Origin of the sequence: Achromobacter sp. ACM03 (assembly GCF_014851665.1) — a bacterium.
Lineage (GTDB): Bacteria > Pseudomonadota > Gammaproteobacteria > Burkholderiales > Burkholderiaceae_B > Achromobacter > Achromobacter aegrifaciens.
Genome location: NZ_JACVAD010000004.1, coordinates 393,006 through 405,685 on the forward strand (window position 1 = coordinate 393,006; position 12,680 = coordinate 405,685).

The 12,680-nt window shown below is 62.9% G+C and carries 11 protein-coding genes; 4 read left to right on the forward strand and 7 right to left on the reverse strand.

What is annotated here, in order from left to right; genetic code table 11:
• Positions 1-23: 23 nt before the first annotated feature.
• The 7 genes from IB257_RS21100 to IB257_RS21130 form a co-directional block, all read right to left on the reverse strand.
• Positions 24-755, reverse strand: a complete 732-nt coding sequence (locus tag IB257_RS21100; protein WP_225589053.1) for a molecular chaperone — start codon at positions 753-755, stop codon at positions 24-26.
• Between the two features lie 13 nt (positions 756-768).
• Entirely contained in the window at positions 769-1,329 is a 561-nt protein-coding gene (locus IB257_RS21105) for a fimbrial protein (RefSeq protein ID WP_192492755.1), read from the reverse strand.
• A 338-nt stretch (positions 1,330-1,667) separates the two neighbouring features.
• Positions 1,668-2,468, reverse strand: a complete 801-nt coding sequence (locus tag IB257_RS21110; RefSeq protein ID WP_175160813.1) for a winged helix-turn-helix domain-containing protein — start codon at positions 2,466-2,468, stop codon at positions 1,668-1,670.
• Positions 2,469-2,503: 35 nt separating this feature from the next.
• Positions 2,504-3,517, reverse strand: coding sequence for a fimbrial protein (locus tag IB257_RS21115; protein WP_181953350.1), 1,014 nt, complete (start codon positions 3,515-3,517; stop codon positions 2,504-2,506).
• Between the two features lie 41 nt (positions 3,518-3,558).
• Positions 3,559-6,063 carry a fimbria/pilus outer membrane usher protein gene (locus IB257_RS21120; RefSeq protein ID WP_192492756.1) on the reverse strand — a complete coding sequence of 835 codons (2,505 nt, stop codon included), beginning with the start codon at positions 6,061-6,063 and terminating at the stop codon, positions 3,559-3,561.
• 17 nt (positions 6,064-6,080) lie between these two features.
• On the reverse strand, positions 6,081-6,893 hold the full coding sequence (locus IB257_RS21125; protein ID WP_175182038.1) for a molecular chaperone: 813 nt from the start codon (positions 6,891-6,893) through the stop codon (positions 6,081-6,083).
• 82 nt (positions 6,894-6,975) lie between these two features.
• Entirely contained in the window at positions 6,976-7,506 is a 531-nt protein-coding gene (locus IB257_RS21130) for a fimbrial protein (protein WP_054457685.1), read from the reverse strand.
• 305 nt (positions 7,507-7,811) lie between these two features.
• Between IB257_RS21130 and IB257_RS21135 the strand changes: the two genes are divergently transcribed.
• The 4 genes from IB257_RS21135 to IB257_RS21150 all read left to right on the forward strand — a co-directional run bounded on the left by IB257_RS21135 (position 7,812) and on the right by IB257_RS21150 (position 12,660).
• Complete coding sequence (locus IB257_RS21135) at positions 7,812-9,893, forward strand: ATP-binding protein (RefSeq protein ID WP_192492757.1); 2,082 nt, start codon at positions 7,812-7,814, stop codon at positions 9,891-9,893.
• A 77-nt stretch (positions 9,894-9,970) separates the two neighbouring features.
• On the forward strand, positions 9,971-11,596 hold the full coding sequence (locus IB257_RS21140; protein WP_225589072.1) for an ATP-binding protein: 1,626 nt from the start codon (positions 9,971-9,973) through the stop codon (positions 11,594-11,596).
• Between the two features lie 11 nt (positions 11,597-11,607).
• Positions 11,608-12,237, forward strand: a complete 630-nt coding sequence (locus tag IB257_RS21145; RefSeq protein WP_054457682.1) for a response regulator transcription factor — start codon at positions 11,608-11,610, stop codon at positions 12,235-12,237.
• Between the two features lie 48 nt (positions 12,238-12,285).
• A complete protein-coding gene (locus IB257_RS21150) occupies positions 12,286-12,660 on the forward strand; it encodes an Hpt domain-containing protein (RefSeq protein WP_175182035.1) in 375 nt (124 codons plus the stop codon).
• Positions 12,661-12,680 lie beyond the last annotated feature (20 nt).

Below are 12,680 nucleotides of genomic sequence, written 5' to 3' on the forward strand. Positions count from 1 at the left end.
CGGGCGCAAGCTGCGCCGCGCCTTTACTCGGTAACGGCCTGCTTTGTCTTCGTGGTTCCGCCGTAGTCGGTGATGACCTCGTACTCGACCGAGACCCGGCCCGCGGGTTTGGCCGCGCGGGACGGCAATTCGAAGCGCGCCTTGTCGAATGGCGCGACCATGCCGCCTTCGAGCACGGTGCGCTTGTCGCCTGCGACCAGATCGACGCTGGCGAAGGAGACGTAATAAGGCGTCGGGTTCGTAACTTCCAGCGCGCGTCCACGCAGCCTCCAGCTCAACAGCGCCGGCGCGGCTTGAACGTGAGGACGCAGCGCGGCTGGCCTGAAGAAAACCTTGATGCGCGACCGGAACTGGAAGATCAGCACATTGGCTTCGTTCGGATCGCGCGGCGGCGTTTCCAACACGTTGAGATAGAACAGGCTCTCGCGATCGGCGGGCAGCGGCTCGCGGGTGTATGAGATCCTCAGCACCGCGCCGCTGTCCGGGTCCACCCGCACGACCGCTGGCGCCAGGACGAAAGGCACGCGCATGTCCGCCGGCGACCTGTCTGCATTGCCGTCGTCCAGCCAGCTCTGCGCCAGCACGGGACCGACGCCCGCGTTGCGGATGGCCAGCGTCACGTCGCGGGAATCCGGCGAGATGACCAGGCGCGTGCTTTGCAGCACCAGTCCGGCCCGGACCGGTGTAGCCCAGGAACACAGGGTCATGGCGCAGACGGCAGCCAGGGATGAAACGATGCGCGCTATCGACGCCATGACCGGCCCGCGCTTAGTTGTAGGACAGCAGATACTTGATGCTCGACGCGCCGGAGCCAGCGCCCGCCGCGCCGCCGACCTCGACATACTTGGCGGCGTACTTCAGTTCCGCCGTCCCCGGATTGCCCGTGATCGTGGCGACCTGCGGCGTGGCTTCCGAACCGCCAATGGGAATGATGCCGGTGTTGCCGGTCGCGTTGTTGCGGATCTGGATCTCGACGTTGGGCGCGCGGTCGGCATCCAGCAGCGCCAGGTTGCCCGCTGGCGTGGCGTTGGTCGGGTCGAACATGATGCGGACCTTCCGGCCGTCGGTGCAGCCTGCTCCGCCCGCGAGATTCAGCTGGAACTCGGCTTCGACGGCATTGCCCAGGCCGACTTCCTCCGGCGTGGGCGTGCCCAGCTGCACTGTCTGCGTGTTGCCCAGGCCCGGGGTGTTGCCGTTGATGTCGCAACCGGGAGCGCGGATAACGCCCATGAAGTTGATGACGCCGTCAACCGCGTGGGCGGGCACCGGCGCGAGCACGGAGACCAGGGCTCCGGAGGCCAGGAGAGAGGCGACGAGACTGCGTTTCATGTTGTATTTCCTTTGAAGCTAGGCTTGCCCGCGGCGATCGAGACCGTCCCGGGCGCGGGTCGGACCGGGACGGTCCTTGCGCATCCGGAAGGCAGCGATCTTTTTGGGGATTCATGTAAGGCCCGACGCCGCGAATGCGGCGATATCCAGGCGGCTCGTACCCGTCGGTTGTGCGCTCGAATCTGCGCGGGCCGGCGAGTACGGATACTTTATGGCGCGGGGGCGGGAAATTTAGTCGGAAGACATCGATTTCCGCATCTGAGAAATACGAATTTGCGCAGGGTCGCGTTGATCGGGAGCCAACCGCCGCCATTGCAGCGTCGCGATTGGCGTCGCCGCTAGTTGGCGTTGTTCAGCGGATGGACGAAGGTGTAGCCCTGTCCATAGCTCGTGCGCAGCGGCAGCTCGATTCCCGCCATGCGCGCCCGTCGGCGTAGCCGCCCGACCACGCTGGAGACGATGGCGCGTTGCAGGTGGATGGGGCGGCTTGCCGCATCCGGCCACACTTCGCGGTGCAGATCCGCAATGCTGCAGTACTGGAAGTCATGCCCGCGCAGGCACGACAGCAGCGCAAATTCCTTGTTGCTCAACGCGATCTTGCCGGCGCTGTCAGGCGCGCGCAGCGTTTTCTCCGCTTCGATCAGGGCCCATTCCCGGACCGGCGTGACGCGGACTGTCGCGACTGTGCCGGTCAAGGCGCGCCGCTGCCGCGCCAGGGCGTCGGCGGCGGGGGCGGCTTCGCGCTGCAGGCGAGTACGCAATGCCGAGGACAGGCGTTCCAGGCTGCTCAGCGCCGCCAGCAGTTCGTCGATGCCCGCGTTCGAGGCCAGGCAGGCGTCGGCGCCGGCGCATATCAGTTCGGCCCGCGCATTGGAGGAATCGTTGGCGGTGATCATGACCACCAGTCCGGTGACGTAGGGGCCGCGCCGCGCGCCCAGCATGGCGGCCAGCCATTCCACGCTGCCGTGCATGACGACGTAGTGCAATCCGGGTTCGGCCAGCTGTTCCTGCAAGCGGAGCGCGGATTGGGTCAGGCACACCATCTGGGCACGGTCGCCCAGCCCTTGGACTAGCGTCGCCGCTGGCTCTATGGCTTCGACGCAGACATGGACGGTGTGGTTGAATGCGGGCTTTTTCATGATCGATGGCCTGTGGTTCGTGGAAGCTGGGAAGATCATTTGTATTCAAGCGTGAAGGTGGCGGTGCCGTTCGCCGCGCCGGCCGTCACCTGGTTTGCGGTCTGGTAGTAGCGGACGTGGAACGGCACGTCATAGACGCCGTCCTTGGACATGCCGACCAAGGCGCTGTCGCCGTACTTGACCGGCTGACGGTCCTTGTCCAGGAGCTGGATGCCGACGCCGGTGGCGGAATTGGCGTCGGGGCTCAAGGCGATCACGCCGGGCGCGCCTGACGCGTGGGGTTTTGCGTCCATGCGCAGGTAGACAGCGTTCAGTTCGGGTTTGGCCTCGCGGCAGTTCAGCTTGATGTTGAAGCGTTGTTCGGCTGCTGTGCTGCCGACCGAGCTGAACAGGTTCTTCCAGACCTTTCCCAGCTGTACGGGCGGAGTGGGAGCGGCGGTGCACGACGGAGTGACAATGGCCGTGGTCCTGCCGGTGAGTATCACTTTCAGGGAGTCCCCTGGCGCGTCCTGCGCGTACAGCGTGGCGTAAGTCCCTTCCTCCAGGGCTCCGTTGCCGGTGTCGGAGCTGATCTTGAAGAGCTGAACGTGAATCCAGCCCTTGTTGCCGATAGTCGTCTCCGTGCCTGTGCCGGAGAGGGACCAGGTCGTCGGGAAATAGAAGGTTCCGACGTGATCGCCCGGTCGCATTCCGATGCGTATGCCGATACCGGGAATGTTGGTGCGATAGATGTGGGTATCGTCTACGACCGTACCTTTGTGCAGGGACGCTAGCGCCTTTCCCCCTCCATCCTTGCAGACGAGAAGCGCGTTGCCTTTGTGGCTGATGGGAAATCGTCTATCCGCGATCGGCACTACCCTGCTCGGTCCCTTTTCCGGCGGGACGACGATATTGCCCAAGGAGATGTTGATCACATTCCGGGCGATGCCTTCTCCCAGGGCGCACGCTGCCAGGCTTTGCGGCGCATATGCACCCAGCATCAACGCCATGCACGACAGTGCCAGCATGCCGGCAGCGCATCTTTTTTTCTTGATCCGAGAGTCTTTCATTTGTTTTTCATTCCTCAAGCTTGCAATCGCCAAGCCAGGCATCACAGGCACATGTAGGCGACTTCGCGTATGGGAGCGGGGCGGTCCTCTTGCGGCAGGGTGTAGGACACACCACAGCTGTCGGCTGCGCCGCGGCCCCAGACGATGCGCATCGTTCCGGACTGCTGCGCGCCGGTCACGAAGGCTTGGCCGTCCGGCCCGACGATGCCGATTTCCTGGCCCGCCTCGTTGTCGATGCGCGCGCCGAACGGCACCACGCTGTTGTCCTTGCGGGTCAGCGTCAGCATCAGGCGATAGCCAACCACCGTCTCAAACCCGGCACGTATCACCGCGCCGCGAGTGGGGACCAGATTCACCGCCGCGTTCTTGACTTCGACGGTGTCGCCCAGGTCTGCGGTGAGCATGGCCAGACGGTTGGAACGGTACGGGCTCAGACTCGGCACGATGGCGTAGCCGCTGGCATCGGTGCTGACGCCCGGATGCGATTCGAAGCGCACGTTCTCTGCCGACGGAGCGTGCACCAGCGCCACGGTTTCACCCAGAGGCTGGCCGAACGTCACGCCGCCGGCATGGACGACGATGCCGCCTGACAGGCCCGCGTTGATCTGGTTGTAGTTGCGTCCCTGCGACGCGCCCAGGTCGAGGCGGCCGATCCTGGACAAGTAGTAGGCGTTGCCGGAGCTGTTGACGCCGTTCTGGTTGGAGGTCGCCGCAGTCAGGTTGTAGCTGAGCCGGTTGTCTTCGAACGCGGAGCCGGAAACGGTGGCCGCGTGGCTGGTCTCGCCATTGTTGCCGGTGGTCAGGGAGTAGTGGGCGCTGCTGCCCGAGGCACCCAGCGGAATCGACATCGACAGCATGACCCGGCGGTCATTCGAACCGCTGCGGCCGGTGTTCATGTCGACGAAGACGTTGTAGCTGACCTGTCTGTAGGAACCGGAGTATCCGACCTGGATCAGCCGCTCTTTTTGATTCGTCTGCCAGTACGACTGTTGGCGCGCCGAGGCGTAGACCGAACCCCAAGAGCCCAGCGACTGGCTTACCTCGAATCGCAGTTCGTTGCGGCGGCTGGGCATCTTGTAGCCCGGCTCGAAATCGTCGACGCCGGTCGCTTCCCGGAAGGTCCGGTAGCCGCTGGTGGAATAGCGATAGCCGGCGACGCGGAAGTTGGTGCCGATTTCGTCGAGGGATTTGGCATACAGGAAGCGCACGGACTGGCCCTGCGTTTTCAATCGCTCGGTGGAGGTGCGCGCGTGCGACAGGTCCAACGAAATCGCGCCGAAACTGCGCAGATTCTTGCCTACGCCCACGAGGGCGGATTGATAGATGCTGGCCGCGGTGATGCCGCCATACAACGAGAATTCCTGGCCCAGGCCGCGCGCGATCGTGCCTTGCACAAAGGTGGGTTCACGCTCGTCGGAGCCGGAGGCGCTGCGATAGCGTCCGGCGGTGGCGCTGTAGCGCCAGGTGCCTTCGCGCAACAGCGTTGGCACGGAAGCATAGGCCTGCACGTAACGGGTCTGGCGCCCGTCCGACTCCGTAATGGTGACTTCCAGGTCGCCGCCGGAGGACGACGGGTACAGGTCGTCCAGCACGAACGCGCCGGGCGCGACATAGGCGTTGTAGACGATGTAGCCGTTCTGCCTGACAGTGACGAGCGCATTGGTCTGGGCGATGCCGCGTATGGTCGGCGCGTAGCCCTGCATGCTGTCCGGCAGCATGGAGTCGTCCGAAGAGACCTGCACGCCGCGGAACGGCACGCTATCGAAAAAGTTGCCCGGCGTGTTGCCGTCGCCAAGCAGCAATTGGCCGTTGATCGAGCGCAGGTCGCGCTGCAGATTGGTTTCCAGCGACTGCCATTCACCGCGACCGTTGGTGCCGCGGTTGTAGTTGGAGGCGTGGCGCAGGCGCCAGTCGCCGAAGTTCAAGCCGCCGCGCAATCCGGCGTAGGCCGCGTAGGGCGATTCGGCGCCGCGGTTGGAGGAGTTGCCTCCGCCCTGGCGCGACATATTGAGCTGATAGTCCAGCAGGGCCGAGGTGATGCCCTTGTCCCAGCGCGACGGGTCGACTGAATCTCGCGCCGCGCGCTTGAGCGCGGCCTGCGGAATGCTCAGATACAGCCGTTGCTTGCCGCCATCGAAATTCACGGCGGCGTCTTGCACCAGCGCGGGCAGGTCCACGCAGGCGCCGTCCGCGCCCGCGGATTCGGGCAGCGCGGCCATGTTGACGCCCCAGTTCTCCAATTGGCCGCGGGTCAGGCAGACCGAGGGCTGCTTGAGGCCCTCCTGGACTTCGACGATGATTCGGCTCGCGCCCATGGACTGATCGTTGACGAACACGTCGGCCAGGTACTCGCCCGGCAGCACGCTATTGCCGAAACTGAAGATGGACAAGTCTGCCTGCGGCTGGTCTCCGCCCGTACCCAGGAATTCCTGATTGAAGACCGTGCCCGCCGGCTCGGCGGCCTGAGCGGAAAAGGAAGCCAGGCCCAGCAACAGCGATGCCAATGCCGCGAAAGGGGGCATGCGACCCTGCGATACGCCATTCATTGCATGAGCTCCGGGCATTAACGGCTTGCGGCAGGCGCGACGGGCTCGGCCTTGACGTGGACCGGAACTTGGGCGCTGGGTACGCGGACTCTTTCCTCGGGGGTCTCGGCGCCGTAGTCGTTGATGGTCGTGAACACGACGTCCACGTCCCTGGGCGCGGACATCCCGGACAAGGGGTACTCCAGGGTGCCGCCGGGCGACACCATGCCGCCGTTGATCTCCTGCTGGCCGCCATTGACGTTCAGCGTGGCGAAGGTGACGTGATAGGCGGACGGATTTGCGATCTTGAGCACAGCGCCTCTGCCGCCGGCGGCGACCGCCCACTGCAACTGTTGACGCTGTTCGCCGGGTTTGCCCGCCAGGCCCGACGGCCGATAGAACAGTTTGATGCGGGTGCGCACCGCGATCTGCAGTACGTTTTCGTCCTGGCTCTTTTCCGGAATTTCCTTGACGTTGAGCCAGAACACCGATTCGCGGTCGAGAGGCAGATTGCCGGCCAGGCGCAGTATGCGCAACACGTTTTCCTGGCCTGGGTCCAGCCGCGACAGCGGCGGGCTTGCCACGAACGGCGCCTTGGCAGCGCCTTCGCCTGCATCGATCCAGGCCTGCACGACGTAAGGGGACACGCCAGTGTTCTTGACGGGAATGGAGGACTCGCGGTCCTTCTCGTTGAAAATGACGCGGGTGCCGCCGACCAGCACGCCGGCTGCCGCATTGGCGTGGGCCAGCGTGGCCGCCAGGGCGAAAATCATGAAGGGCCGCGCCTTGTGCACGAACCGTTGCGCGATGTCTTTCAGCATGGGGATCTCGATGTTGTGCTCGCAAGCCATCGGGTTCTCGTGGAACCGCCTGCTGCGAGTAGGCTTGCGGCCAGCCCCGCTTTTGAGGGGCTGGCGGTCCGGCAAAGCGGCGTTACTTGTAGTTCACCGTGAACTGCGCGGTGGCGTTGGCGGGGCCGACGGTGACGGTGTTGGCGGTCGACACATAAACGGCGCCGAACTTCAGATTGTTGGTGCCGGCGCGCAGCGTGTATTCGGGGGACTCCGCTCCCAGCTTGATTTTTTTCTGGGTGGAATCGCGCAGCTCGACGGCCACGCCGGTGGCGCTGCCCAGTTCGCCGATACCGATCGCCAGCGTGTCCGTGTTGATCGTGTCTGCGGTGCCGGTGAACGTCACGCTGGCGCCCTTGGCCGTGGCGCTGCAATTGGCCAGCTGGAGTTCGAATTGCGCGGGCGTCGAGTACTTGCCCACGGCGCCGTCCAGGGTGGTCCGGGACACTTTCCCAAGCGGGACGACCAGATTGGTTGCCTGGGGCGAGACATCGCACGGGGCATCGACGATTTCGCCAATGAAGTTAATGCGGCCGTCCTCAGCCAGGGCGGTTTGGGAAACTGCGGCTGCCGTGGCGAGCAGGGCAAACTTGATAATGATGTTCTTGTTCATGGAAGTGAATATCCTGAGTCGATTAATAATCAAAAGCGCCGCCTGGGGATTACTGAAAGCAGAGGGCGACCGACTTGCGAAATGCTTTATTTCGGTTTTCAGGAATCAACTTCCGTGCGATTCAGTTGTTATCAAAATTCAATTCGAACAATTGATAAAAGGACGCAGCCGGATAATTCATTCGCCTGCTCCTCCGAATCCCGTATTCCACATTTCGTCGGCAACTGAAAATTAATAGAATCGGAATTCTGAATTTGTAGGAATTCTCCCTTCTTGTTGTATGAAATTTCATATGAAAACGACAATTGGCGATTCTTTCCAATAATTGCCAACCTTGGCGAAATGAGGCGGTTTTATTGGTCCTATTTGGTATTTTTTGGGCCGTGATTTGGAAGCAACGTTACGCGGAATTTATGGGGCCGGCGACGCGTGCGGAGGGGTGGCGCGATGCCTTCTGCGATAAAATCGCCGTTGCGCAGCGCATATCAAATTCAGCCATAGGCACGACCATCGACAATCTCCAGATGAAGCCTGAAGTTTTTGCTAGCGCTATACGACGCGGCAATGCCGTTCGAATCAGGATGGCAATTGGGGCGGCCGCGATTCTTGTTGTCGTGCTATGTGCGCTGAGCGCGCCGACCATCGCCGCCTCGCTGCAGCAACAGCTTGCATCTGCTGCGATCCTCTCCTGGGCCTTGAACGGCGTCTTGTTTCTGGCCGTGCTATGGGTCCTGCTGGCACTGAAAGGCACGGCGAATAAAAGCCACGATCTGCTGGCGCATTTGAGGCAAGCCGCGCGCTTGATCGCCGCGGCGCCTGTGGACATGGTTATTCGGGAAAAATCGCTGCGTCTGGTCGGGCTCAGCGATGGCATGCGGCGCTTTTCGGACATCGTCATCAGGAACGGATGGGCCAGGCCCGAGCACATCGATCTGGGATTCCTCTCCGGCGCAGAGAAGGATCAGATTCAGGTGCCGCCCGAAGTTGCCGTCATCGTGCGCGAGTTCCAGGCTGCGGTGGCTACCGGCGAACCGCGCTCTTATGACTACAGCCAGGAGCTGCCAGGAGCCGCCGGAATCCGGGCGGCAATCCAGGCCCAGATTTTTCCTCTGTTTGGCGCTGAAGATCAGGTCATAGGCGTTTTCGCCAAGGGCATGTACTTCCTGGGCCATAGCCAGTCGTTGGAGGATTCGGCAAGCGCACGTGGCCGGGCAGAACGCATCAATGACATGAAAACGCGGTTCCTGGCGGCGGTCAGCCGCGATGTGCGCAATCCCTTGAACGCCATGGCGGGCCTGTTGGAAATGGCGTCGCTTGACGCGGCGATGCCGCGGCAGTCGAAAGAAATGTTGGCGACCGTTCGCTTGTCTACGCGGTCCCTGCTCCAGTTGATTCCGTCCATCGTCGATACGCGCAGAATGGAGACCGGCGATCTGGCATGCGCGCGCGTATCCCATTCGCTGCGCAGGGTGGTAGCCGACGTGGTTGCGCTGTTCGCTCCCAGCGCCTACGAAAAGGGCATAAGCCTGACGCTGGAGGTGGCTCCCGGGGTCGCCGCCAGCCACATGGCGGACGCTCAGGGGTTGAATCAGTTGCTCAACAATTTCCTGTCCAACGCCATCCGATTCACGGAACGGGGCGGCGTCCGGATACATCTGGACGCCACCCCGGTGGAAGATGGCCGGCAATGGGTCTCGCTGTCGGTCATCGATACCGGCAGCGGCATTGATCCGCACATACAGCAGAAGCTGTCGGCCTCCCGCTACGAAGCCGGGCTGAGCGCCTCGCCCGATGGCGCCGGGCTGGGCTTGCACTACTGTCGGCAGATCGTGCATCGCGTTGGCGGAACCATCCGCATCTCCAGCGTCGTGGGCGAGGGTACGCACGTCCATGTCCGCGTGCCGCTGATGCTCGGATCCGGCGAGCGGCGCGACCCGTCGCAAGAGACCGTGCTCGGAATGGCTCAGCGACCCGCCACCGGGTTGCGGACGCTTGTGGTTGAAAGCCAGGCCGCCAACCGCCTGCTGTTGAAAGGCCAATTGGAATTCCTCGGCCATGCCGTCCAGACGGCGGAGGATGGCGCGCAGGGCTTGGCGCTTGCCAGAGCAGGCAGGTTCGACCTGGTGGTCTGCGATGGCATGATGCCGGACATGGACGGGGCAGAGTTCACCCGGGCGCTGCGTGCCGGCGCGGGCGAGTGCGCCACCATTCCCGTGCTCGGATACACGGCCGACGCGCGCCGGGAAGACCATGAGGCGGGTTTGCAGGCTGGCATGAACGCGGTGCTGGTCAAGCCTGCGGATCTGCGCGCGCTGGAAGCCGCGGTCGCTTCCTGCCTGCCGGCGGCCTGCGTCGCGAACGGACGTGCACGGGATGGAGCGCCATAGTGGTCCATCGCGAGGCAGACTCCATACTCACGCTTTCCGTATTCCTGAATCTGGCGCTGGCTGCGGCGCTGGTCTTGATGCTGGTCTGGCTCGCGGTGCGCATGCGCAGCGCCAGGTCACCGCGCGGCGAACTGGCCCGGCTGGCGCGCCTGGCGGATACGCTACCCGCCGGGATTTTCATCCGCGATCGGGATTTGAATCTGGTGACGCGCAATGACGCGCTCAGGGAGTACGCCGCTACATGCCGCAGCGAGGGCTGGAGCCGCCCTCTGCATGTTCCGCTGGAGTCCCTGTCCGCGCCGGACTCGGGCAGCGAACCGCCGCCCAACCTGAACGAGATAATCGACGATTATCGTCAAGTGCTGGCCGGCGGTGAAACCCTGGTCCGCGAACATCCGTTCGAGCATGATCCTACGTGTGGGGTAGCCGCTTGGGCCGCGCCGTTGCGCGGAGAGGACGGCGCCATCATCGGGTTGATCGGGGGCAGCGCACGCTTTCGTGGCTTTCCCGACATGCTGCGGGACGTGTCGACAACTCGGCTCAATATGGAAAGGGCCAACCTGATGAAATCAACGTATCTTGCGTTCATCAGCCATGAACTCCGCACCCCCCTGAACGCGATTATCGGCATGCTTGAACTGATGCTGGCGCGCGGGGGACTCGTCAGCGAGACGTATGAAAGACTTGCCGTGTCGCGCCAGTCGGCTCAATCGCTGTTGTCCCTGATCAGCGGCCTGATCGACATATCCAAGCTGGAAACCGGTCACTTTCAACTGCGACGGCAGAACGTCGATCTGCGCGCGCTGGCGGCCGACACGCTGGCATCATTTCGGGGCGCTGCCCAAGAAAAAGGCCTGCAGTTGACCCTGGACATCGGCCGCGACATTGCCGAGCGTCATTTCTCGGATCCCGTTCGCCTGAAGCAACTGCTGGATAAGCTGTTGTCCAATGCGGTCCGCTTCACGGGGCATGGCCGTATCGATGTCGCGCTGACCGCCGGGGCCGCCACGGAAGAGGTGCAGTGGATCACGCTGTGCGTCGCGGACACCGGCCCCGGGATTGCCGAGGATATCCAGGCCAGACTGGCTGCCCCGCACTTTGAACACGTGGTCGGGGAGCAAGGCGTCACCATCGGACTGGGGCTGTCCATCTGCAACGAACTGACGCGCTTGATGGGGGGCTCCATGGAAATTTTCAGTACGGCCGGGCAGGGCGCCAGAATATCGGTGCGCTTGCCTTTGGCGCTGCCGCCTTCGGAAAATGCCGCCGTGGCAGCGGCTCCTGCGCCAACGGTGGCCGACGCCGGCGGCCTGCGCATACTCGTCATCGACGACCATGAGGCCAACCGGCTGCTGCTCAAGCATCAGTTGCGGATGTTGAAGCATTCCGCGCAATTCGCGCAGAACGGCGCGGCGGGTCTGGCCTTGGCCGAACGGATGGAGTTTGATCTGATCATCTGCGATTGCGTCATGCCCGTCATGGACGGCAATGCATTTACTGCTGCCTTGAGAGCCGGCGGCGGCGTGAATGCGGCCACGCCCGTGCTGGGCTATACCGCAAGCGAACTTGAACTCGATCTGGCGTCCGGCGCGCGAGCCAGCATGAACGCCGTGCTGATCAAGCCGGTAGACCTGCAGACGCTGCAGTCGTTCATCCTCGCGCATGCCAGGCGGCCGCTGGCCAGCGTGCCCAAGATCCACTGAAGGGAGGCCGCATGTCGACTGTCTTGATTGTTGATGACCATCCCGCGTTTCGGTTGGTTCTGAGAACGCAGATTGCGCTTTTGCCCAGCGCCAGCCGGATACTGGAGGCGGACAACGGGGTCGATACGCTGGCGCTGGCCCGCAGCGAGCGCCCTGATCTCATCGTGCTGGACCTGGACATGCCGAAAATGGGCGGCCTGGAAGCCATATCCAGAATCCTTGCCATCAATCCGGACTTGCGGATACTGGTGGTGTCGGCGCATGATCCGTCGGTCTTCGCGTCGCGCGTGGCCGAACTCGGCGCCTGCGGCTACGCCAGCAAGCGGCTGGAGATCAAGGAACTGATCCGTTGCATCGAGTCCGTGCTGGCTGGCTACCGCGTGTTTCCGAATTCGGCCAAGACGGCAGGCCAGGTGGATGTGGCGGACGCCTACCAGAAGAAACTTGAACTGCTGTCCAACAAGGAAATGGTCGTCACGCAGATGCTGGCCCAAGGATTGAGCAACAAGGAAATCGGTGACGCGCTATTCATCAGCAATAAGACGGTCAGCACGCACAAGACCAGGATAATGACCAAATTGCAGATCGGTTCCCTGGTTGAATTAGTCGATTTCGCCAGAAAATCGAAAATATCGATGTGAATTTCTCATAGGGCATATTTCCGCGTGCAGAACCCAGCGGCTTCGGCCATGCATCCCGAGCAGGAAAACTCGCAGATCCAGGCGGTGGCGGTGCTGCGCGATGAACTGCTTTCCAAGGTAGGCAACGACCTGGACATTGCCGCCGAGCTGGCGCATAGCCTGCACGTCAACCACAGGAAGGACGTCGATGCCTTGCTGCTGGCGATCGAACAGGAGCAGTGGGCGGAGGTCAAGCGGTATGCGCACCGGATTCTGAACACCGCGCAATTGCTGGGCTGCAGCGCCTTGGTTGAACTTTGCCTGCGCGTTGAGGCGATGCTCGGCAGGAAGGATGGCCAGGCGCGTGGGGAACTGTTGGCCGACTATGTCCCGGTCGTCAAAAATTTGAGTGCAGTCCTGGAGCGAGTGAACCGCACATTCTGAATCCTCCTACATTTTTCGCT

Bases quoted from the DNA above. Each gene is read 5' to 3' on its own strand.
- IB257_RS21100 (WP_225589053.1), bottom strand. From the start codon at position 755: ATGGCGTCGATAGCGCGCATCGTTTCATCCCTGGCTGCCGTCTGCGCC.
- IB257_RS21105 (WP_192492755.1), bottom strand. From the start codon at position 1,329: ATGAAACGCAGTCTCGTCGCCTCTCTCCTGGCCTCCGGAGCCCTGGTC.
- IB257_RS21110 (WP_175160813.1), bottom strand. From the start codon at position 2,468: ATGAAAAAGCCCGCATTCAACCACACCGTCCATGTCTGCGTCGAAGCC.
- IB257_RS21115 (WP_181953350.1), bottom strand. From the start codon at position 3,517: ATGAAAGACTCTCGGATCAAGAAAAAAAGATGCGCTGCCGGCATGCTG.
- IB257_RS21120 (WP_192492756.1), bottom strand. From the start codon at position 6,063: ATGAATGGCGTATCGCAGGGTCGCATGCCCCCTTTCGCGGCATTGGCA.
- IB257_RS21125 (WP_175182038.1), bottom strand. From the start codon at position 6,893: ATGGCTTGCGAGCACAACATCGAGATCCCCATGCTGAAAGACATCGCG.
- IB257_RS21130 (WP_054457685.1), bottom strand. From the start codon at position 7,506: ATGAACAAGAACATCATTATCAAGTTTGCCCTGCTCGCCACGGCAGCC.
- IB257_RS21140 (WP_225589072.1), top strand. From the start codon at position 9,971: ATGCTGGTCTGGCTCGCGGTGCGCATGCGCAGCGCCAGGTCACCGCGC.
- IB257_RS21145 (WP_054457682.1), top strand. From the start codon at position 11,608: ATGTCGACTGTCTTGATTGTTGATGACCATCCCGCGTTTCGGTTGGTT.
- IB257_RS21150 (WP_175182035.1), top strand. From the start codon at position 12,286: ATGCATCCCGAGCAGGAAAACTCGCAGATCCAGGCGGTGGCGGTGCTG.